This is a genomic window from Lacinutrix sp. YIN62, assembly GCF_057219185.1.
Map to the genome: position 1 here is coordinate 133,814 of NZ_JBXVVH010000006.1, position 20,724 is coordinate 154,537.

The 20,724-nt window shown below is 32.6% G+C and carries 20 protein-coding genes and 3 tRNA genes; 15 read left to right on the forward strand and 8 right to left on the reverse strand.

Annotation, left to right across the window (positions count from 1 at the left end; translation table 11 throughout):
* Window positions 1-34: 34 nt before the first annotated feature.
* The 7 genes from AC2D8I_RS05865 (at window position 35) to AC2D8I_RS05895 (ending at window position 7,378) form a co-directional block, all read left to right on the forward strand.
* Window positions 35-601, forward strand: a complete 567-nt coding sequence (locus AC2D8I_RS05865; RefSeq protein WP_484705058.1) for a TlpA family protein disulfide reductase — start codon at window positions 35-37, stop codon at window positions 599-601.
* A complete protein-coding gene (locus tag AC2D8I_RS05870) occupies window positions 582-1,787 on the forward strand; it encodes an RHS repeat domain-containing protein (RefSeq protein WP_484705059.1) in 1,206 nt (401 codons plus the stop codon). Before AC2D8I_RS05865 ends, AC2D8I_RS05870 begins: the two co-directional genes overlap by 20 nt.
* Window positions 1,750-2,985: a hypothetical protein gene (locus tag AC2D8I_RS05875; RefSeq protein WP_484705060.1), complete on the forward strand. Its 1,236-nt coding sequence runs from the start codon at window positions 1,750-1,752 to the stop codon at window positions 2,983-2,985. The genes AC2D8I_RS05870 and AC2D8I_RS05875 overlap by 38 nt, the downstream gene beginning before the upstream one ends.
* 247 nt (window positions 2,986-3,232) lie before the next feature.
* Entirely contained in the window at window positions 3,233-3,472 is a 240-nt protein-coding gene (locus AC2D8I_RS05880) for a hypothetical protein (RefSeq protein WP_484705061.1), read from the forward strand.
* A 185-nt stretch (window positions 3,473-3,657) separates the two neighbouring features.
* Window positions 3,658-4,002: a hypothetical protein gene (locus AC2D8I_RS05885; protein WP_484705062.1), complete on the forward strand. Its 345-nt coding sequence runs from the start codon at window positions 3,658-3,660 to the stop codon at window positions 4,000-4,002.
* 51 nt (window positions 4,003-4,053) lie between these two features.
* Entirely contained in the window at window positions 4,054-4,608 is a 555-nt protein-coding gene (locus AC2D8I_RS05890) for a transposase (protein WP_484705063.1), read from the forward strand.
* A gap of 448 nt (window positions 4,609-5,056) precedes the next feature.
* On the forward strand, window positions 5,057-7,378 hold the full coding sequence (locus AC2D8I_RS05895) for a family 20 glycosylhydrolase (protein ID WP_484705064.1): 2,322 nt from the start codon (window positions 5,057-5,059) through the stop codon (window positions 7,376-7,378).
* Window positions 7,379-7,552: 174 nt separating this feature from the next.
* On the opposite strand, the gene AC2D8I_RS05900 is transcribed toward AC2D8I_RS05895, so the two are convergent.
* The 3 genes from AC2D8I_RS05900 to AC2D8I_RS05910 form a co-directional block, all read right to left on the reverse strand.
* Window positions 7,553-7,625, reverse strand: a tRNA-Lys gene (locus tag AC2D8I_RS05900).
* 78 nt (window positions 7,626-7,703) lie between these two features.
* Window positions 7,704-7,789 (reverse strand) — tRNA-Leu (locus AC2D8I_RS05905).
* A 155-nt stretch (window positions 7,790-7,944) separates the two neighbouring features.
* Window positions 7,945-8,017: transfer RNA gene (locus AC2D8I_RS05910), tRNA-Lys, on the reverse strand.
* A 145-nt stretch (window positions 8,018-8,162) separates the two neighbouring features.
* Between AC2D8I_RS05910 and AC2D8I_RS05915 the strand changes: the two genes are divergently transcribed.
* Window positions 8,163-8,681: a shikimate kinase gene (locus AC2D8I_RS05915; protein WP_484705065.1), complete on the forward strand. Its 519-nt coding sequence runs from the start codon at window positions 8,163-8,165 to the stop codon at window positions 8,679-8,681.
* Here AC2D8I_RS05915 and AC2D8I_RS05920 read toward each other — a convergent pair.
* On the reverse strand, window positions 8,673-9,176 hold the full coding sequence (locus tag AC2D8I_RS05920; RefSeq protein ID WP_484705066.1) for a phosphoribosyltransferase family protein: 504 nt from the start codon (window positions 9,174-9,176) through the stop codon (window positions 8,673-8,675). The genes AC2D8I_RS05915 and AC2D8I_RS05920 overlap by 9 nt on opposite strands.
* Window positions 9,177-9,227: 51 nt before the next feature.
* On the reverse strand, window positions 9,228-9,602 hold the full coding sequence (locus tag AC2D8I_RS05925; protein WP_484705067.1) for an RNA-binding S4 domain-containing protein: 375 nt from the start codon (window positions 9,600-9,602) through the stop codon (window positions 9,228-9,230).
* 79 nt (window positions 9,603-9,681) lie between these two features.
* On the opposite strand from AC2D8I_RS05925, the gene AC2D8I_RS05930 reads away from it, so the two are divergent.
* Window positions 9,682-10,728 (forward strand): FKBP-type peptidyl-prolyl cis-trans isomerase, encoded by a 1,047-nt coding sequence (locus tag AC2D8I_RS05930; protein ID WP_484705068.1) that lies wholly within the window; start codon window positions 9,682-9,684, stop codon window positions 10,726-10,728.
* A 200-nt stretch (window positions 10,729-10,928) separates the two neighbouring features.
* Here the strand turns inward: AC2D8I_RS05930 and AC2D8I_RS05935 are convergent, their stop codons facing one another.
* From AC2D8I_RS05935 to AC2D8I_RS05945, 3 genes are read right to left on the reverse strand one after another with little or no spacing between them, the layout of a single operon-like run.
* Window positions 10,929-11,516, reverse strand: a complete 588-nt coding sequence (locus AC2D8I_RS05935; RefSeq protein ID WP_484705069.1) for a porin family protein — start codon at window positions 11,514-11,516, stop codon at window positions 10,929-10,931.
* Window positions 11,517-11,567: 51 nt separating this feature from the next.
* Window positions 11,568-12,521: a transketolase family protein gene (locus AC2D8I_RS05940; RefSeq protein WP_484705070.1), complete on the reverse strand. Its 954-nt coding sequence runs from the start codon at window positions 12,519-12,521 to the stop codon at window positions 11,568-11,570.
* Window positions 12,522-12,557: 36 nt separating this feature from the next.
* A complete protein-coding gene (locus tag AC2D8I_RS05945; protein ID WP_484705071.1) occupies window positions 12,558-13,403 on the reverse strand; it encodes a transketolase in 846 nt (281 codons plus the stop codon).
* Between the two features lie 253 nt (window positions 13,404-13,656).
* Here AC2D8I_RS05945 and tgt point away from each other — a divergent pair, with 253 nt between their 5' ends.
* The 6 genes from tgt (at window position 13,657) to AC2D8I_RS05975 (ending at window position 20,606) form a co-directional block, all read left to right on the forward strand.
* Window positions 13,657-14,787 (forward strand): tRNA guanosine(34) transglycosylase Tgt, encoded by a 1,131-nt coding sequence (gene tgt / locus AC2D8I_RS05950; RefSeq protein WP_484705072.1) that lies wholly within the window; start codon window positions 13,657-13,659, stop codon window positions 14,785-14,787.
* A gap of 3 nt (window positions 14,788-14,790) precedes the next feature.
* Window positions 14,791-15,864 carry an LptF/LptG family permease gene (locus AC2D8I_RS05955; protein ID WP_484705073.1) on the forward strand — a complete coding sequence of 358 codons (1,074 nt, stop codon included), beginning with the start codon at window positions 14,791-14,793 and terminating at the stop codon, window positions 15,862-15,864.
* The gene (locus AC2D8I_RS05960) at window positions 15,851-16,741 is read left to right on the forward strand and encodes a DMT family transporter (protein WP_484705074.1); all 891 of its coding nucleotides are present in this window, start codon (window positions 15,851-15,853) and stop codon (window positions 16,739-16,741) included. Before AC2D8I_RS05955 ends, AC2D8I_RS05960 begins: the two co-directional genes overlap by 14 nt.
* Window positions 16,742-16,817: 76 nt before the next feature.
* Window positions 16,818-17,771, forward strand: coding sequence for an acetyl-CoA carboxylase carboxyltransferase subunit alpha (locus AC2D8I_RS05965; protein WP_484705075.1), 954 nt, complete (start codon window positions 16,818-16,820; stop codon window positions 17,769-17,771).
* A 167-nt stretch (window positions 17,772-17,938) separates the two neighbouring features.
* The gene (gene dnaB / locus AC2D8I_RS05970; RefSeq protein WP_484705076.1) at window positions 17,939-19,468 is read left to right on the forward strand and encodes a replicative DNA helicase; all 1,530 of its coding nucleotides are present in this window, start codon (window positions 17,939-17,941) and stop codon (window positions 19,466-19,468) included.
* Window positions 19,469-19,571: 103 nt separating this feature from the next.
* Window positions 19,572-20,606, forward strand: a complete 1,035-nt coding sequence (locus tag AC2D8I_RS05975; protein ID WP_484705077.1) for an AI-2E family transporter — start codon at window positions 19,572-19,574, stop codon at window positions 20,604-20,606.
* The last annotated feature ends 118 nt before the right edge of the window (window positions 20,607-20,724 follow it).

The window sequence follows — 20,724 nt, forward strand, 5'->3', positions numbered from 1 at the left end:
AATGACGCTTCATTAGTTTTGTTGATATTATAATATGAAAAATAAAAAAAAAGGAACCTTAAAAAATATACTATTTCTTATTATTATAGTGGTACTTATAATTCCACAAACACGTTTGCCTATTCAAGTTTTATTACATAAAGGGTTGGCGCTTTTTAGCCCAGATATAGAAGTAACTGATGATATGGAAGAAATAAGTAGCTATAATTGGAAACTACAAGATGTAAATGGCGCTACTTTTAATTTTGAAAATGTAAAACATAAGGTGGTATTTGTAAACCTTTGGGCGACTTGGTGTCCACCATGTATAGCTGAAATGCCTTCTATAGAAGCATTGTATAATGATTATAAAGATAAAATAGATTTCGTTTTTGTGTCTAATGAAAATAAAGCGATTGTCTCCAAATTTCTAGATAAAAAAGGTTACACATTTAAGGTTTATTCTCCATTGGGGGAGACGCCAGAAACATTTAAAAGCAGAAGTATACCAAGGACTTTTTTAATAGACCGTCAAGGAAACATCGTTATAGATAAATCTGGAGCTGCAAATTGGAATAGTGAAAAAGTAAGAACAACTATAGATGAGTTGCTTAAATTATAAAAATGGAGCGACCAATTACCCGTTAACAGATCATTTAGGGAATGTTAGGGCTGTAGTAACCAAAGCAAATAATGCGCCTTCTATGTTTACCGATTATTATCCCTTCGGGATGCTTCTACCCAATCGCCACGGCAACAGTAGCGACTATCGCTATGGCTTCCAAGGTCAAGAAATGGATAATGAGATTAAAGGGGAAGGGAATAGTATAAACTATAAGTTTAGAATGCATGATCCTCGTGTGGGTAGGTTCTTTGCGGTTGATCCATTAACTAGAGAGTATGCTCATTATTCGCCTTATTCTTTTAGTGGCAATAAGGTTATAGCATATAGGGAGTTAGAAGGCGCAGAAGAATACGAGTCATTCACTGCCTATAAAATGCATACAGGAGAATCTGCATTAACTTTAGAAAATTTAGATGGCAAAAATGGTATCTGGTTTACTAACGATAGAGTTGAAAAGACTCATCGTTGGCAAGAAGCTATGACTTTTATTACTAAAAATGAAGCAAACAACTTATTCAAATCATATTCTCAGCAAGCTGTACGTGATGCTGTTTGGGTACAAGAGGATAAGTATTCTTTTAATATTGTAAGAGATTATTATCATTGGGCTCAAGGTCAAGTAGACGAAAGAGGTTTTGGTTCAAGATGGGCAACAGGGGCTTCTTATTTGGTAGATGAACTTTCGGATACGTTTCAAGAAGGTGCAACTTCTGGTAGTTTAGCTCCAGCATTTGGAACTATGATGAAAGAATTGAACTTGGAAATAGCTGGTTTTGCTGTTAAGCAATATAATAAGATTCTATTTGGAGGAGAGGAAGTAACTGATTGGTATAATTGGGATTCTGATTTTGTTACTAATGAACAAAGGAATGTAGCATTTGATGTTTATTCAAGATATGATGGTACTTTTTCATTGAAAGCTGCAAATATTTTGGCTAGAAAAACACTTGGTGATCCTTCTGCTCTAGGAGGACATTTCTTTCCAGATTTTTCAAAATTTGATACTGACTTAACAGATTCAAAAAGTAGATATGGTGAAGATGGAAGATATAATATCCCTATGCATATGCTATACCCTGAAAGACATCAGCAGGAAACAGGAGTGCCATTAACAAAAGAGCAACAAACAGAAATTAATCGAGCAAATGAAGAGGTCAAGCAATATAATAAAGAGAACAATTAGAGGTGTTTTTATTGTTTTTTTCTTAGCTACATTTGTGTTAGTTTTCGCCACTTGCACAAGTGAAAAACACGAATCAGTTATAAGTAATCTAAATTTTGATGATTTTCAAAATATAAATTTATCAGACTTTATAACACATACGGAGCTTATCAGTGATGTAAAAGTGAATAAAGGTTTACTGATTTTTAGAACTGTACCTAAAGTTGGGATTGAAACCAAAAAGAAAAATGATGGAGTTTTTCTCTATATATTAGATATAAAACGAAACAAATTAATTGCTAAATTAGAAAGTCCAGTAGAGGATTATAGGTATGTGGATTTTTCTTGTGACGGTACTACCTTATATGTATTTAGTCCTCTTTCATACGAACATTATTATTCATATGACATAAATGATAAAAAATGGAATGAAAAACTTATATCTGTACATGAAATTTCTGGATTTACGCCTTTGCCAAACGAGCTTATTTTTTATGATGATATAGGCTTTTATTATAAAGATATATTTGGAGGGTTAGTTTTCAATACTCTACCAAATATTGTACTACATATAGAACAGAATATGGAAACAATGAATTTTGATAGGAATAGTATATCGTTTCCATTGGAAAGTCAGGTTACATTGAGTAGAGAATTAAATGATACACTTCTTTTATATAGCTTAAAAATCAAGAAAAATGAGAACCCCGAAATACTTTGGAAAAATAATAGCTTAGTAAGTAAAAAACAAGAGCGAGTAGCTAAGCAAATGAACATATTAAATTTTGAAGAAAATATAATACTGAATTATAGAAAAAATGGCATAGTTAGTATTTCTAAACAAAAAGGTCAGTTTGCTTGGGAAAAAAACTTGAGTTATGATATATATCAATTATTCAAAAAGGATAGTTCATTGATATTGATTGGAGTTGATTCAACTAAAAACACTATAAATATTAGTTGTTATAATGAGTATGGTAAAGAATTGTGGTCAGAGATTTTGGTTAACAGTAGTTTGAACTTTGATGAACAAGTATCATTATTTGATGATAAAATTATTATTTGTACAAGCAATGGAGATAAGGTCGTTTTATTTGATTTAGGAACTAAAAAAACAACTCAAATAGAGAAGAATACAGATGCTAATATAACCCCAATAAAAGATCCTTATACAGGAAAATATTATTTAAAAATTAACAATCAAGTACTAGTAAAATAGTCCAGCACAAATAGAAAGCCCCGCTACCGCTAGTGTTTACTAGTGGCGGTAAGAGTGAGCAAAGTAAAGATTAATAACATTAATGATCCACTGGTGCAGCATTTGTAACACCTACCCCCACTCGTGCGGCATCTGTGTAACTGGCGCGCTTTTATAAAGCGTGTCTAATTTACTTTAGTATTTGCAATGCATTAAAAAAACAATAATTACGCTTTGCAAAAGCGCACTAGCTTATGTATCTTTAACTATGTCACAACGCTACAAAGTAATAGACAGCGCAGATTATAGAGAGTTTGATGAACAATGGGATTATGTTTCAAAGCCTTTAATAGATAATCAAACATTTGAAGAATCTAAGGAAACAATTAATGATGCTATAGATGTTGTTCCTTTTCCTGTAAAATCAGGTTCTGCAATATTTGATTTTGTTTCAGAAACTTTGATAAAAGAAACTGTGAAGAATAATATTAATAATATTCATAATTAAAGAAATGAACATTTTAATTAAGATTTTATTAGGGTATTTATTAAACTATCCAGGAGCTTTTATTAGGTGTATTCTTTTTAAAGAAAAAACATACAAAGAATATTTAGAAGATATATCTATTAATTATGTTATTTCTATGATTTTAATTTCTGTTTTATTAATAATTATTAGAACTTTATGAGAAAATGAAAATTTATATTTTTCTTCTCATATTTTTAATTTCAAAACCTTTATTAGCCCAAAATGATTTAATTGATGAGTTAGGTAAGGCTTTGATAGAGCCATTAAGTAATGATAATATAAATGATTTTAAATTATTGATTTTTCCTGCTGAAGGATTTTTCTTTCTTACACAAAAAAATAGTAAGAATGAAAAAGAAAAGATATCTATTTATAATGCTTATTTTATAAAAGGATTTGAGGTAAATTATAGAGATTTAAAAAATGAAATGAAAAATATAAATATTAATAATATTACTCTGGTGCACTCCCACTCGTGCGGCATCTGTGTAACTGGCGCGCTTTTATAAAGCGTGTCTAATTTACTTTAGTATTTGCAATACCTTTGTTATCTTTAAGCTATGTCACAACGCTACAAAGTAATAGACAGCGCAGAACCCACATTTGTAACGATAACCATTATAGATTGGGTAGATCTATTTATACGTCCAATTTATTTTAAAATATTAGACGATTCTTTAAACTATTGTATAGAGCATAAAGGTTTAAATGTACATACTTACGTGTATATGAGTAGCCACATACATATGATAATAAGTTCTTACGATAACGAATTACAGGACATTATAAGAGATTTTAAAAAGCATACCTCCAAAGAGTTTATAAAAGCGATAAAAGAATATCCAGAAAGTCGCAGAGAATGGCTTTTAGCAAAATTTGCTTATGCAGCAAAGCGAATTAAAAAAGGCGCAAATTATAAAGTTTGGAAAGATGGCTTTCATCCAGTAATATTAGACAACCATAAAAAAATAGAGCAACGTGTAAATTATATACACTATAATCCAGTAGCATCAGAATTAGTATATCACGAACGAGATTGGAAAAATAGCAGTTATGCAATTTATGAGGAAAACAATAAAGAAGTTCCTAATGTAGTATTAAAGCCTTTGTGGTAGCAAAATTAAGAATAAACTAGTCTAGCTTTGGCATCTCTAATCATGACATCAATAGTAAAAAGAATATGTTCTCTATCGGTATCAGGTAGTTTTTGAATAGTTAAAATTCTATTAGAAATATCTTCCCTGCTAGTGCTAGTTTACGTCACAGCTACCGCTAGCATTTGCTAGTGGCGGTAAGAGTAAGAAAACAAAATAATAAAGAAGCTACTTTAAGTAAAATTAAGGTAGTTTTTTTAAAATAATATGCTCTCCGTTAAGTTACCACGTATCGCTGCTATTATGCTAAGTTTAGTAGTGGAAAGAGAAAGCATTTGTTAGCAACGACAAAGAAAAGTAATAGAGAAAGCTATTTGCAGAGCAAGTGGCTTTTTTTGTATTTTAGGGATATGAGTTAAACTCAGTGAATATATATAATTAAATGATTTATAATCCTTAAAGCAATCCTATGATTTTAAAAACTAAAATAATTTTAAAATATAATCTGTTTTTGCTGTGTCTTGTAATTTCATGTACTCATATTGAGGACAAGAATGATATGGAACGTTATGTTATAGTCCCTTTTCCTCAACAATTAACACCAGGAACTGGTGATTTTGTATTTAATAAAAACACTAAAATAATCCGTTCTCAGGACTCAAAAGAGCTACTTTTTTTAGCCGATTATCTCTCTAAAATGTTTGAGCATTCCGCAGGTTTTGTTATGTCCAAAGCCAAAGGAGTAAAAGCTGAAAATACAGTTTTTTTGAATTTAGACCCGACATTTAAAGGTGGGGAAGAAGCGTATTCACTGGAGATAACAACAAAAGGAATAACTATTAGCGCAAATGCTGCATCTGGCTTATTGTATGGAATTCAAAGTATGCGTCAGTTATTACCCAAGGAGATTGAAAGTATAGCTCCAGAAAAGAGACAATGGAATATTCCTGCTGTCGCTATAAACGATACCCCACGTTTTAAATATAGAGGTATGCAAATGGATGTATCACGGCATTTTTTTTCGGTAGAATATTTAAAAACATTTATTGATTATTTAGTGTTGTTTAAATTTAATAGATTCCATATCCATCTTACAGACGATCAAGGCTGGAGGCTTCAAATTAAAAAATACCCAGAACTCACTGAAAAGGGAGCCTGGCGCACTATGAATAATCATGATTTAGTCGTTATTGAAAATGCAAAGACCAATCCAGATTTTGAACTTCCTAAGGCCTTTTTTAAGGAGATAGAAGGCCGTGAAGTATATGGAGGCTATTATACCCAAGAAGAGATGAAAGCAGTGATTGATTATGCTTCGAACAGAGGAATTACCATCGTACCAGAAATAGATATGCCTGGGCATATGAAAGCTGCCATAGATTCTTTTAAGGAACTATCTTGTGTAGATGGAGCCGGTTGGGGAGAAACATTCTCAATACCTTTGTGTCCATGTAAAGAATCTGTATATGAATTTATTGAAAATGTACTGTCTGAAGTTGTAGAGCTTTTCCCTGGCGATTACATTCACATTGGAGCAGATGAAGTCGAGAAGGCAACTTGGGAAACAAGTGCGGCGTGCCAAGAATTAATGAAAGAAGAAGGACTAGAAACAATAGAAGCACTTCAAAGTTATTTTGTAAAACGTGTAGAAACGTTTTTAAATAGCAAAGGAAAGCAGATGATAGGTTGGGATGAAGCTTTAGACGGCGGAATTAATTCGAGTACAACCATTATGTTTTGGAGAAATTGGGTGCCTCAAGCGCCCGTTGAAGCCACAAAGAATGGACACGATGTGATAATGACCCCTACTTCTCATTGTTATTTTGATTATGAGCCTAATAATGAAAGTTTAAGTCATGTTTATTCATTCGACCCAATTCCAGAGGCAATAAAAGGAATGTACGAAAAGCAAATTATAGGGGTGCAAGCCAACTTGTGGAGTGAATACATTCCGACTCCAGCTCGTTTAGAGTATATGGCGATGCCGCGTATGATGGCATTAGCAGAAGTTGCTTGGACCAAGCAAAAAAATGAAAAAGCATTTATGAACCGAATGGATAAAATATATAAGCGTTTGGATGTTATGAATGTAAATTTTAGATTACCAGACCTCCCTAATCTAGAAACACATACTGTATTTATAGATACCGATTCATTGGTACTTATAAAACCAAGTATAATAGACGAAATTAGATATACTACAGATGGTACTCTGCCTACACGAATATCAAATTTGTATAAAAATAAGATTCCTATTGAAAGCGCTACACATTTTAAGGTGGCTACTTTTAAAGGGGAAAAACGGGCTGCTGTATACGATATTACATACGAAAAGCAAACGTATAGAAAACCAGTATCTATTAAAAGTATACCAGGGATAGCAGTAGAGTATTTTGAAAATGAATATACATCTGTTAAGGATATACGCGTAAAAGATGAAAAGCGAGAAGATATACAACCAATTATTGCGGTTCCAGAATATGCACGTGAAGATCATTTTGCATTACAATTTAAAGGATATATTGAAGTGCCAGAAACAGGGATATATCATTTTTATTTAACATCAGACGATGGTAGTACAATGGCTATTGGAGGAACAGAACTTATAGATAACGACGGATTTCATGGAGCTAAAGAACAATCTAAGCAAATCGCATTAGAAAAAGGGAAACATTCAATTGTTATTAAGTTTTTTGAGACGGGAGGTGCGCAAAGCGTGTCATTAAGTTATCATTTAAAAGGGGCAAATATTCAAAAAACAGCGGTAACATCTAATATGCTAAGCCATTAATTATATAGCATTAATCTATATTTAAGGCTAGTTTTTTTATAAGAGTTAAACTTAAAGTGATATTTAGCGGGATTCTTTCAAAGTGTAAAGGATTTAACACAACTATTGGTTTTGAGCCTTACCTTGGCTAAAAATAAGGTGAAAAAAAAGTTAAGCAAATGCTTAACTTTTTAGTGACCGGGCTGGGGCTCGAACCCAGGACCCTCTCCTTAAAAGGGAGATGCTCTACCAACTGAGCTACCAGGTCATTATTTGTTTTTCCTTAACGGGCTGCAAATATAAAAGCTTTTATGGATAAAAAAAATAAAAACTTAAATCTTTTTTGTGCGCACGAGAAGATTCGAACTTCCACAACCAAAAACGGTCACTGGCCCCTCAAGCCAGCGCGTCTACCAATTCCGCCACGTGCGCATTTTAATAAAATGCAAGGTAAAAAAAAAGTTAAGCAANACGACCAAAAACGGTCACTGGCCCCTCAAGCCAGCGCGTCTACCAATTCCGCCACGTGCGCATTTTAATAAAATGCAAGGTAAAAAAAAAGTTAAGCAAATGCTTAACTTTTTTAGTGACCGGGCTGGGGCTCGAACCCAGGACCCTCTCCTTAAAAGGGAGATGCTCTACCAACTGAGCTACCAGGTCATTATTTTGTTAGCATTATTTGTTTCTCTAATGCGGGTGCAAATATAAAAGCTTTTATTAATATCACAATACTATTTTAAAGTTTTTTTTGTTTTTTTGCACTTGTGTTAGCTATGTTTTTAATAATCAAATTAATAACTTAAAAATGAATATAGTACTTTTAGGATATATGGCTTCGGGGAAGTCTTTTATTGGAAAAAAAATGGCAACTACCTTAAAGTATGAGCATATAGATTTAGACGATTTTATTGAATCTCAAGAAAAAAAAACAATAAAAGACCTGTTTAAGCAAAAAGGAGAGCTCTATTTTAGAAAGGTAGAGCAGAAACATTTAAAAAGCTTGTTAAATAATAAAAAACGCACAATCATTTCTTTAGGAGGAGGAACGCCATGTTATTATAATACGATGACTTTGTTAAACCAGAATGCTTCTATTAAAACAGTATATTTAAGAGTTTCTGTTCCAGAATTAACAAGGCGATTAAAAAGCGAAAAGGCTAAACGTCCTTTAATAGCTCATATTACAACCGATGCGTTACTCGCAGAATTTATAGGAAAGCATTTGTTCGAACGGGCTAATTTTTATAATGAAGCAGAATTAATAATCGATGCAAATGCTAACAGCGATACAATCATTGAGAATATTTTACTTAAATTATTTTAAATAAGCTTCATAATTATTGCCTTCTAAAATAACATCGATATGTTCATTTAACGAAGTAGATAAGGAAATTCCTTTAAAGTCTGCTTTTATAGGGTATTTTTTATGATTCCTATTGACTAAAACAGCTGTTTTAAATTGCTTTAATGGGACATCTAAAAAATGCCTTACACCATAAATTAAAGTGGTTCCAGAATTAAGGACGTCGTCTATGAGAATAACAGACTTATCAGTATAAGCTTCGGTTTTAATAGACGTTTGTATAGATGTTCTAGGGTTTTTCTTGTCTATTAACACCTTGCAAAGGGTAGGTTTTATAGGTGAGATTTTAGTTAAAACATTTTTTAACTTTTTTGCTAATATATAACCGTTGCGATCTATTCCTGCCAATATAATTTCAGATTCATTTACATTACTTTCATAAATTTGATAAGCTATGCGAGTAATCTTATGATTTATTTGATCATGAGATAAAATTCTATTTTCTAATGTGGTCATATTAAAATTATTTTATTCAAATATAAAAACTGAAAAACAATAAAACAGCTTTTAAGATTCATTTTCCTTATAAATATCATCAATATCTCTTCTGTCTTTTTTGGTAGGACGTCCAGTTCCTTTTTTTCTATAATGATCTTTAGCTAGTTTAAGGAGTTCCTGTGCCTCAAAAGCCGATTTAGGAGTTGTGTCCACTCTATATAGATCTACCAGCTTAGCTCCAACTCGATTAGGAGGGAGGTCTAAAACGGTTAAACTATAGTTTACTTGGTCTTTTCTAAGTTCAATTTTATCTGTGGCAAAAATCTCTCTACTGGGCTTAACAACTTGTCCGTTAACTTTTACGTGTCCTTTCTTGCAAGCTGTTGTAGCTATACTTCTTGTTTTGTAATGTCTTACACACCATAAATACTTGTCTATACGCATATAAATAATCTAAAATCTACGTTAATGATATTGTGCAAAATTATATTTAAACTTATCTTGCACCCAAAAATACGCAATAATGAACTTAAGAAAACTTACTTTCACAATTTTATCAATAACATTGGTGTCATTTTCTTGTAAAAAGGATGATGATGGTTTTCAAGCGCCACCACCTAGAGATGCACAAGAGGTGTATGATGAGAATATTTTAGAAATTGAAGAGTACTTATCGACTCATTATTATAACTACGAAGAATTCGATGAAACAAACCCATACGGAGCTGTAAATGATGAGTTTAAAGTTATTTTTGATGTCATATCTTCAAATAATGGTTCCGGAATAGATACCAGCGACAAAATACCTTTAATAGATCAAGTAGAAAGTAAAATTATTACTCAAAATGGTATAGATTATAAATTGTATTTTTTGAATGTAAGAGAAGGTTTAGGAGAAACAATCCATGCTTTGGATAAAGTTGGAGTGCTTTACAATGGGACAGTACCACCTGATGGGACTTCTTTTGATAGCGCAGTTACAGTTAACCAATCTTTTAATTTAACTACTGTAGGGTCTCAAGGTGGAGTTGTTGATGGATTTAGAGAAGGGATTTTAGAATTTAAAACCTCTACAGATTTCACTTTAAATGCAGATGGTTCCATAATATACCATAACCATGGTATTGGTGCGGTGTTTATCCCATCTGGATTAGGGTATTTTGCCTTTCCTCCAAATAGTGATATACCAGAATATTCACCATTATTTTTTACTTTGAGAGTTATTTCAAGAAGTAATACCGATTATGATTTAGACGGAATACCGTCTCATTTAGAGGATTTATCAAACACAGGGGATGGTTTAGGAGATGATACCGATGGCGATTTGATAGTGAATTATATAGATAGTGATGATGATGATGATGGTGTTCCAACAAAGGATGAAATCATTAAGAATAGTTATAGCTACGCAACACTAGCAGAGGCAGAAGCTCATGTGTTATTACCAAATGAGGTTTTGGTAGACATTGATAATACATTTACTGTACATACTGTAACATTGATAGATTCCGATAATAATGGCGTTCACGATTACTTGGAAAGTACTATAACTATTGATTATTCTAATTAAACTAAGCTTTAATATAGCACGGTATTAACCATAAAAATAAAAAGGGCAGCTTGTATAAGTTGCCCTTTTTTATACCTTGCTATTTCGTTATTTTAATGACAGAATGTAATGGGAAATATATAAAAACAAAAAAGATAGTGCTATTAAACCACTACCTTTTTTATTTTCTTTTGTAACATTATTTTGTTACGAGTAATAAATTAAAATGCGTAAGAAAAACTCAATATAAGCTGTTCTGGTCTAGTATCTAATTTACCACTATCAATGTCTATATTATCAGTAATGGTTTCGATTTCATTTTCATCGAAGCCACGTTCGTATCTTAAATCGATACCAAACTTACTAAAGCTTACGCCAACACCAATATTTAGACCTATAGAGTAGTCATCATCAACGTTTTCAAACGTAACGCCTCCTACTTCAGTCTCTATAATGTATTGCAACGATGGCCCTGCAAAAACATTAAGAAATTTAAAAAATCGAACGCCAACCAGAACAGGAACATCTAGTTTTTGCATTTTGAAATCTCCAATTGTTTCATACTCACTTTCGGTACTCGTGTAAACAATTTCAGGTCTGAGGTATAATTTACCTCCTAGTTTAAAAAATACGCCTACATGGTATCCTATGGTTGCATCTGGATCCTCTGAAGCATCGGTTATGGCATCTTTATAATCTCCATTTGAATTGTAATTAATACCTGCTTTAATACCAAACCCACTTTCACTTTGAGCAAAAGAAGATGCGGTCATGACTGCAATGAATAGAATTGAAAATAATTTTTTCATAATTGTTGGTTTTAAATGATTTATAGCTTTTACAACCAACAAGTTAATAAATTATTTTCTTTTTATAACATTTTCACAAGATTTTATAATGGCCTCACTATTAAGTCCATACTTCTCCATAAGCTGAGCAGGAGTCCCAGATTCCCCAAAAGTATCGTTAGTTGCTATAAATTCTTGTGGGGTTGGTTTGTGGGTTGCTAATACTCTTGCAACACTTTCTCCTAGGCCTCCTAAATGATTATGCTCTTCTGCGGTAACAATACATTTTGTTTTACTAACAGAATCAATGATCGCTTTGGCATCTAATGGTTTTATGGTGTGAATATTAATGACTTCTGCCGAAATTCCTTTTTCATTTAAGGCTTTGGCAGCTTCAAGAGCTTCCCATACTAGATGGCCTGTGGCTACAATAGTGACATCGTTACCTTCAACTAAATGAACGGCTTTACCTATTTCAAAAGTTTGGTTTTCTGGAGTAAAGTTGGCTACTTTAGGTCTTCCAAAACGCAAATACACAGGGCCGTCATAATCAGCAATGGCAATGGTTGCAGCTTTAGTCTGGTTGTAATCACACGGATTTATAACCACCATACCTGGTAACATTTTCATTAACCCAATGTCTTCTAATATTTGATGTGTAGCACCATCTTCACCAAGAGTTAAACCCGCATGAGAAGCACAAATTTTAACATTTTTACCAGAGTAGGCTATGCTTTGTCTAATTTGGTCATAAACACGTCCTGTTGAAAAATTAGCAAAAGTACCTGTGAAAGGGATTTTCCCTCCAATGGTAAGACCAGCAGCAATTCCCATCATATTGGCTTCTGCAATTCCTATTTGAAAAAAGCGTTCTGGGTTTTCTTTTATAAACTGATCCATTTTTAAAGAGCCAATTAAATCGGCGCATAACGCAACAACATTAGGATTTGTTCTTCCTAGCTCTGTTAATCCGTCACCAAAACCCGAACGGGTATCTTTACTTCCTGTGTTTGTATATGTTTTCATAAGTTTAAAATCGTAATTTGTAAATCTAAAATTGAGTTAGTAATCTCCTAAGGTCTCCGAGTTTTGAGCTAAGCCTATGGCTAATTGTTCATCATTAGGAGCTTTACCATGCCAGGCGTGTGTATGCATCATAAAATCTACGCCATTACCCATAACTGTTTTTAGTAAAACACAAACGGGCTTACCTTGTCCTGTTTTAGATTTTGCTTCAGCCATTCCTTTTAAAATCGCATCAATATCATTGCCTTTTTCTATTTCAATGACAGTCCACCCAAAAGCTTCAAACTTATTTTTTACATTTCCCATTGCTAGAACGGTATCGGTAGAACCATCAATTTGCTGCCCGTTTAAATCTATAGTAGCAATAATGTTATCTACCTTTTTTGCTGCGGCATACATTATGGCTTCCCAATTTTGGCCTTCTTGTAATTCGCCATCACCATGTAGGCTATAGATTAAATGCTCGCAATTATTTAATTTTTTTGCTTGAGCGGCTCCTAAAGCAACAGACATTCCTTGCCCAAGAGATCCAGAGGCAATACGTATGCCAGGAAGGTTTTCATGAGTTGTAGGATGGCCTTGCAGTCTAGAATTAATTAATCTAAAGGTGTTTAATTCATCCACAGGGAAATACCCCGCTCTTGCAAGCACACTATAGTATACAGGAGAAATATGACCATTAGAAAGGAAAAATAAATCTTCTCCAATACCATCCATATCAAAACCTTCTTTCCTATCCATTATTTCATTATAAAGGGATACGAAAAATTCTGCACAGCCTAATGAGCCTCCTGGGTGACCAGAATTCACTTTATGAACCATACGTAGAATGTCTCTACGTACTTGCGTTGTAATGTCTTTTAATTGTTGTGTGTTTGCCATTTTTTTAGCGTTATGTTATTTGGGATCAAAAATAACTTTTTTAAACTCCTTTTACAACGATTATAGAGATTCACTTATCAACGAATTTAAACGATTTGCTAACAATTGCGATTATTTAATAGAAAATGTATTGAAATTGTTTTTTTAGTAGTTTACTAAGTTGGTTTTTAGAGGAGTTAAAAAATTATTAAATGTTTAATACTATAAGCCATTTTGTTAATTATATTTGCGTTCTGAATATTTTTTATAAGGTATGACATTCGATTTAAAAGCAAAGGACTTGCAAAGTAATGCAAGAGCAGGAGTAGTAACAACAGACCACGGTGTAATAGAAACCCCTATATTTATGCCTGTTGGTACCGTTGCTTCTGTTAAAGGAGTACATCAAAAGGAACTAAGAGAGGAGATAAACCCAGATATTATTTTGGGAAATACATACCATTTGTATTTGAGACCACAAACAGAAATTTTAGAGAAGGCTGGTGGTTTGCATAAATTTATGAATTGGGATCGTAATATTTTAACCGATTCAGGAGGTTACCAAGTGTATTCTCTTTCTGCTAGAAGAAAAATTAAAGAAGAGGGCGTTAAATTTAAGTCTCATATAGATGGGAGTTACCATACATTTACACCAGAAAATGTAATGGAAATACAAAGGAGTATTGGAGCCGATATTATTATGGCTTTTGACGAATGTACACCTTACCCTTGTGATTATAATTACGCAAAGCGATCTATGCATATGACCCATAGGTGGTTGAATAGATGTATTAACCATTTAGAGAAAACCCCTTTTAAATATGGCTATTCTCAAGCTTTTTTTCCAATAGTTCAAGGGAGTACTTATAAAGATTTAAGACAGCAGTCTGCAGAGTATATTGCAGGAGTTGGAGCAGAAGGAAATGCTATAGGAGGTTTATCTGTTGGTGAACCCGCAGAAGAAATGTATGCAATGACCGAGGTCGTTACCGATATTCTTCCAGAAGATAAACCACGTTATTTGATGGGAGTGGGAACACCAATAAATATTCTTGAAAATATAGCTTTGGGAGTCGATATGTTCGATTGTGTTATGCCTACTCGTAACGCTAGAAATGGCATGTTGTTTACTGCTTATGGTACTATTAACATAAAGAACTTGAAGTGGCGTGACGATTTTTCTCCAATAGATGAAATGGGGATTACTTTTGTAGATACAGAATATTCCAAGGCTTATTTACGCCATTTATTTACGGTAAATGAGTTATTAGGAAAGCAAATCGCAACGATTCATAATTTAGGTTTTTATTTATGGTTGGTTCGAGAAGCAAGAAAGCATATATTAGCAGGAGACTTTAGAGTTTGGAAAGATAAGATGGTAAAACAAATGGATAATCGCCTATAAATTTTGAAAATACTAGACTGGTACATATTAAAACGTTATTTACTAACATTCTTAATGATGATTTTACTGTTTATTCCAATTGGAATAACGGTACATCTTGCAGAAAAAATAGGTAAAATTTTAGAAAAAGAAGTGCCTTTTGGAGAGGTTATGATGTATTTGTTAGATTTTACGATTTATTTTGCACATCTATTATTCCCGTTGTTTTTATTTTTATCGGTTATTTGGTTTACTTCAAAATTAGCCAATAATACAGAAGTTATAGCCTTTTTAAGTTCTGGGGTTTCCTTTTCTAGGTTTTTAAGACCTTATTTAATAGGCGCTTCTCTGGTTGCGGGGTTTTCTATAATTCTAGGCTTGTATTTGGCTCCAAATGCAAGTAAAGGGTTTAATGATTTTAAGTATAAATATCTTTCAGGGAGGAAAGCTACAGCAAACGGAAAACTTTTCAAACAAATAAACGATAATGATATTATTTATGTCAGTCGTTTTGATTCTGAAAAAAAAATGGGCCATAATTTTACCTTAGAACATTTTGAGGAAGGTAAAATGACTTATAAGATTGAAGCAAATAGTATTAAATATATAGAAGAAGATAGTATCTATAGACTCCGAAGTTATTTTAAAAGAGGTGTCGGTACCCATAATGATACCCTAGAGTCTGAAAGAAAAAAAGACACAATTTTTACTTTTGATTTAGAAGATTTAACACCAGAATCCTACATTGCCGAGACTAAAATGTATGGGGATTTAAAGCAATTTATAGAAAGAGAAGAAAAAAGAGGCTCTTCAAATATTGGACGCTATAAGTTAGAATTATATAGAAAGTGGAGTTTACCCGTATCGGTATTTATTCTTACTATTATTGCTGTGTCAGTATCTTCAAAAAAGCGAAGAGGCGGAATGGGAGTTAATTTGGCTTTTGGTATTTGCATTGCCATGGTATTTGTTTTCTTTGATAAAATATTTGGAACAATGGCTTCACAGTCAGATTTTTCGCCAATATTAGCCGTGTGGTTTTCTAATATTATATTTGGTGTCTTGGCTATAATATTATTATACAATGCTAAACGATAAGCTTAAGAATTATCTGCATTTACATTTTCTAGTTTTTATAGCTGGATTTACAGCCATTTTAGGGAAACTAATTAGTATAGAAGCTGTCGCTTTAGTTTGGTATAGAATGCTTATTGCTTCAATTTTAATAGCTGTTTACGTTAAAGTAGCAAAAGTAGATGTAAGTATAAATAAAAAATCACTTGTTAAACTATCTATCGCTGGAGTTATTATTGCACTGCATTGGATTACTTTTTTTGGATCTATAGATGCTTCCAACGTTTCGATTGCTTTGGCAATGTTTTCTACAGGAGCTTTTTTTGCATCCTTTATAGAACCTATTATATACAAGCGCAAAATTATATGGTATGAGATTCTTTTCGGAATTATAGTAATAATAGGAGTATATGTAATAACTCAAAGTGAGATGCAGCATATTAAAGGCATCTTATTAGGAATCTCATCAGCTTTTTTTTCAGCATTATTTGCAGTGCTAAACGGAAAATTTTTAGAAACTCATACAGCAACGAAAATATCATTTTACGAATTCATAAGTGGAGTTATTTTTATCTCCATATTTATGCAGTTTTTTGGAGATGGTTTTTCAATAGAATTTTTTAAAATAACGTCTCAAGATTTTTTATATTTATTTATATTAGCTTCCGTATGTACAACTTATGCCTTTATAGCATCTGTATATGTCATGAAACAAATCAGTCCATATACAGTCGTATTAACGTATAATTTAGAACCCGTTTATGGAATAGTATTAGCTATACTTTGGTTTCCTGAATCAGAAAAAATGTCACCACAATTTTATTACGGGGCTGTTATTATTTTAGGGGTTGTAATTCTAAACGGAGTATTAAAAAACATAAAAACCTTAAAAAGGAAATAGACTTAAGGTTATAAAAACAATTAAAGTTTTTATATTTGTCCATCAAACTAAAAATTAAACAAATAATAAATTCCCTATGGAATATTTAGAATTTGAATTACCAATAAAAGAACTAGAAGAGCAACTTCAAAAGTGCCAAGTCATTGGTAAAGAAAGCGATGTCGACGTTACTCAAACGTGCAAGCAAATAGAAACTAAGCTTACAGAAACCAAAAAAGAGATATATAAGAACTTAACGCCTTGGCAACGCGTACAAATGTCTCGTCATCCTAATAGACCTTATACCTTAGATTATATCAACGCATTATGTGGCGATTCTTTCTTAGAGTTACATGGCGATCGAAACTTCAAGGACGATAAAGCTATGATTGGCGGTTTAGGTAAAATAGGAACGCAAAGTTTTATGTTTATAGGGCAACAAAAGGGCTATAACACCAAAACGCGTCAGTACAGAAATTTTGGAATGGCTAACCCAGAAGGTTATCGTAAAGCATTGCGTTTAATGAAATCTGCTGAAAAATTTGGTATTCCTGTAGTAACACTTCTAGATACTCCTGGTGCATATCCTGGTTTAGAGGCCGAAGAGCGCGGACAAGGAGAGGCTATTGCTAGAAATATTTTAGAAATGACCCGTTTAAAAGTACCAATTATAACAATGGTAATTGGAGAAGGTGCTTCTGGTGGTGCATTAGGAATAGGTGTTGGCGATAAGGTATTAATGTTAGAAAATACTTGGTACTCTGTAATTTCTCCAGAATCATGTTCTTCTATTTTATGGAGAAGTTGGGAATTTAAGGAAACTGCTGCCGAAGCACTAAAGCTTACTGCTAAAGATATGAAAAAGATGAAGTTGGTCGATGAAATCGTGAAGGAACCTTTAGGTGGAGCACATAGCGATAGAGCGAAAACATTTTCAACAGTTAGAGATGCGATTGTAAAATCTTACGATGAATTTAAAAACTTATCACCAAAAGAATTGGTAGAAAAACGAATGGATAAATATTCTCAAATGGGAGAATACAAAGGCTAACAGTAGTAATACCTAAAGAATAAAAATCTGAAAGTAGTTCTTTCAGATTTTTTTTATGCTTATTAACAAAAATAAAGAGTTATCTACATTTAAAATGTTTATTTTATGTGAACATTGTGTAACTTTATAACTCGCAATAATCAAAACTATTTATTTACATTAGTTGTATGAAACAACCACAAAAAGTATCAGGCTTCAAAGTCGATAAAAGTACCATAATCAATCTTGAGAAAGGAAAGATACCGCCGCAAGCTATTGATTTAGAAGAGGTTGTTCTTGGAGCGATGATGATCGATAAAAAGGGCGTAGATGAAGTTATCGATATTTTAAGCCCAGATGCATTTTATAAAGATGCGCATCAGCATATTTTTGAAGCCATTTTTATGTTGTTTCAAGAGAGTGAACCTATTGATTTACTTACAGTTTCTAATCAATTAAAGACTAATGCTAAGTTGGATTTTATAGGTGGCGATTTTTACCTTATTTCTTTAACACAAAAGGTGTCATCTTCTGCTCATATAGAATTCCATGCACGTATTATACTGCAAAAATTTATTCAGCGAAGCTTAATAAAAATTTCAAGTGAAATTATAGAAGAAGCTTACGATGAAACTAAGGATGTTTTCGATTTGTTAGACCATGCAGAGTCAAAGTTATATGAAGTAACACAAGGAAATATTAAAAAATCTAGTGAAACAGCTCAAGATTTAGTAATTCAAGCCAAAAAGAAAATTGAAGAAATTTCGAAACAAGAAGGAATGAGTGGTATTCCTACTGGCTTTACTAAATTAGATGAACTAACATCCGGATGGCAGCCTAGTGATTTAATTATTGTTGCTGCACGTCCAGGTATGGGAAAAACAGCATTAACGCTTACTATGGCAAGAAATATTGCTGTGAACTCTAATATTCCTGTTGCTTTTTTCTCTTTAGAGATGGCCTCTGTACAATTGATTACGCGTTTAATTTCTAGTGAAACAGGATTGTCATCAGAGAAATTAAGAACCGGTAAATTAGAAAAACACGAATGGGAACAACTAAATGTAAAGGTTAAGAATTTAGAAAAAGCACCATTGTTTATAGATGATACACCATCACTATCCATTTTTGATTTGCGTGCAAAAGCAAGACGTCTTTCATCGCAACATGGCATAAAAATGATTATGATCGATTATTTGCAATTAATGACAGCTGCGGGAAGTGGCGGAAATCGAGAGCAGGAAATATCTATGATTTCTAGAAATTTAAAAGCATTGGCTAAAGAGTTAATGGTACCCGTAATCGCATTATCACAATTATCGCGTGCAGTAGAAACTCGTGGCGGGAGTAAAAGACCTTTACTTTCAGATCTCCGTGAATCTGGGGCGATTGAGCAAGATGCAGATATTGTATCGTTTATTTATAGACCAGAATATTATAAAATTGATGAATGGGATGACGATGAGCATTCACCAACAGCTGGGCAAGGAGAGTTTATTGTAGCCAAACATAGAAATGGTGGATTAGAAAATATTAGACTTAAATTTATTGGGCACCTAGGTAAGTTTGATAATTTAGACGATTTCGATACACCTTTTGGACAAGAGTTCCATAGTAAAATGAATGCCGCTCCAAACGATGATGCATTTCCATCAGATAATTTTACAGCCTCACCTCAAGATGCCTTCGGTGCGCCAGACGATGATGTGCCATTTTAAGATTAAATAATAAAATCTCTTGCTAAACTGTTTTATAAAAAGTCAGTTTTAAAGTATTTTTGCGACATAAAAATAATTATTCCTAAAAAATAAATAGATAGAAATGGACAAAACACGTACGACTAATATGTTGCTCTTGGTAATAGTAATTCCTATTATATTTTACTTACTAAAAGTATTGTCTTTTATTTTTATACCATTAGTGTTTTCAATGTTTATAGCGCTTTTGTTCTTACCTTTAATGCGTTTTTTAGGAAAGAAAAAAGTACCAAAAAAAGTAAGCATTATTATTGTAATTCTAATAATAATGGCAGGATTAAAAGTTGGAGGAGAACTTGTTAAATTGTCTAGTAAAGAAATTTTGGCTACAGATTCAAGTTTTTTAGTAAAGGCACAAACTAAAATTAATGATTTAGTATATAGTGTCGATGCTTTTACGGGAGTAGAATCTAAGCCAGACGATAACCATAAATTATCGAGATTTTTTAATAAAGAAGCGGTTATCAGTAATTTTGGATCTACATTTAGTGTAATAAGTAAGTTCCTAACATCAGTATTAATGACAACTTTTTTTGTGGTCTTATGGTTAGGAGAATCCATAAACATTCAAAAATTATTAAATCAAACGTTATTAAAGAAAAAACATACCTCAGTAAAAACATTTAGGAAGATAGAAAAAGACCTTATAAAATTTATTAAAGTAAAGTTTTTGGTGAGTTTATTAACAGGAATAGGAACCGGTTTAGCATGCTATTTTTTCGATGTTAGCTTTCCTATTTTTTGGGGACTTTTTGCCTTTTTAATTAATTTTGTACAAATGGTAGGCTCTTTTATTTCAGTAATTCTATTGTCTATCTTTGCCTTTGTAGAGCTAGATCCTACAAGTGTTTTATTGTTTTTTATACTTTCTATAACAGGGGTACAAGTACTTTTTGGGGCAATATTAGAACCTATTTTTATGGGAAAATCATTTTCTATAAATATCATAACAGTTTTAGTAATGTTAATGTTTTGGGGATACATATGGGGTATACCAGGTTTAATAATGGCCATTCCAGTAACCGTTTTTCTTAAAATTATTTTTGAACAGTTTCCAAGTACCAAAGGGATCGCAAACCTTCTCTCTGGATCTAATTAATAGAGAGTTGCTAATATTTACTTAAATAGGTGAAATAAAAATAAATTTTTAGGTATCTTTCAAATTACATAATATAGGTTATTCCCTTTTTTACTATTAATGAATGGGGTAGCCCAAA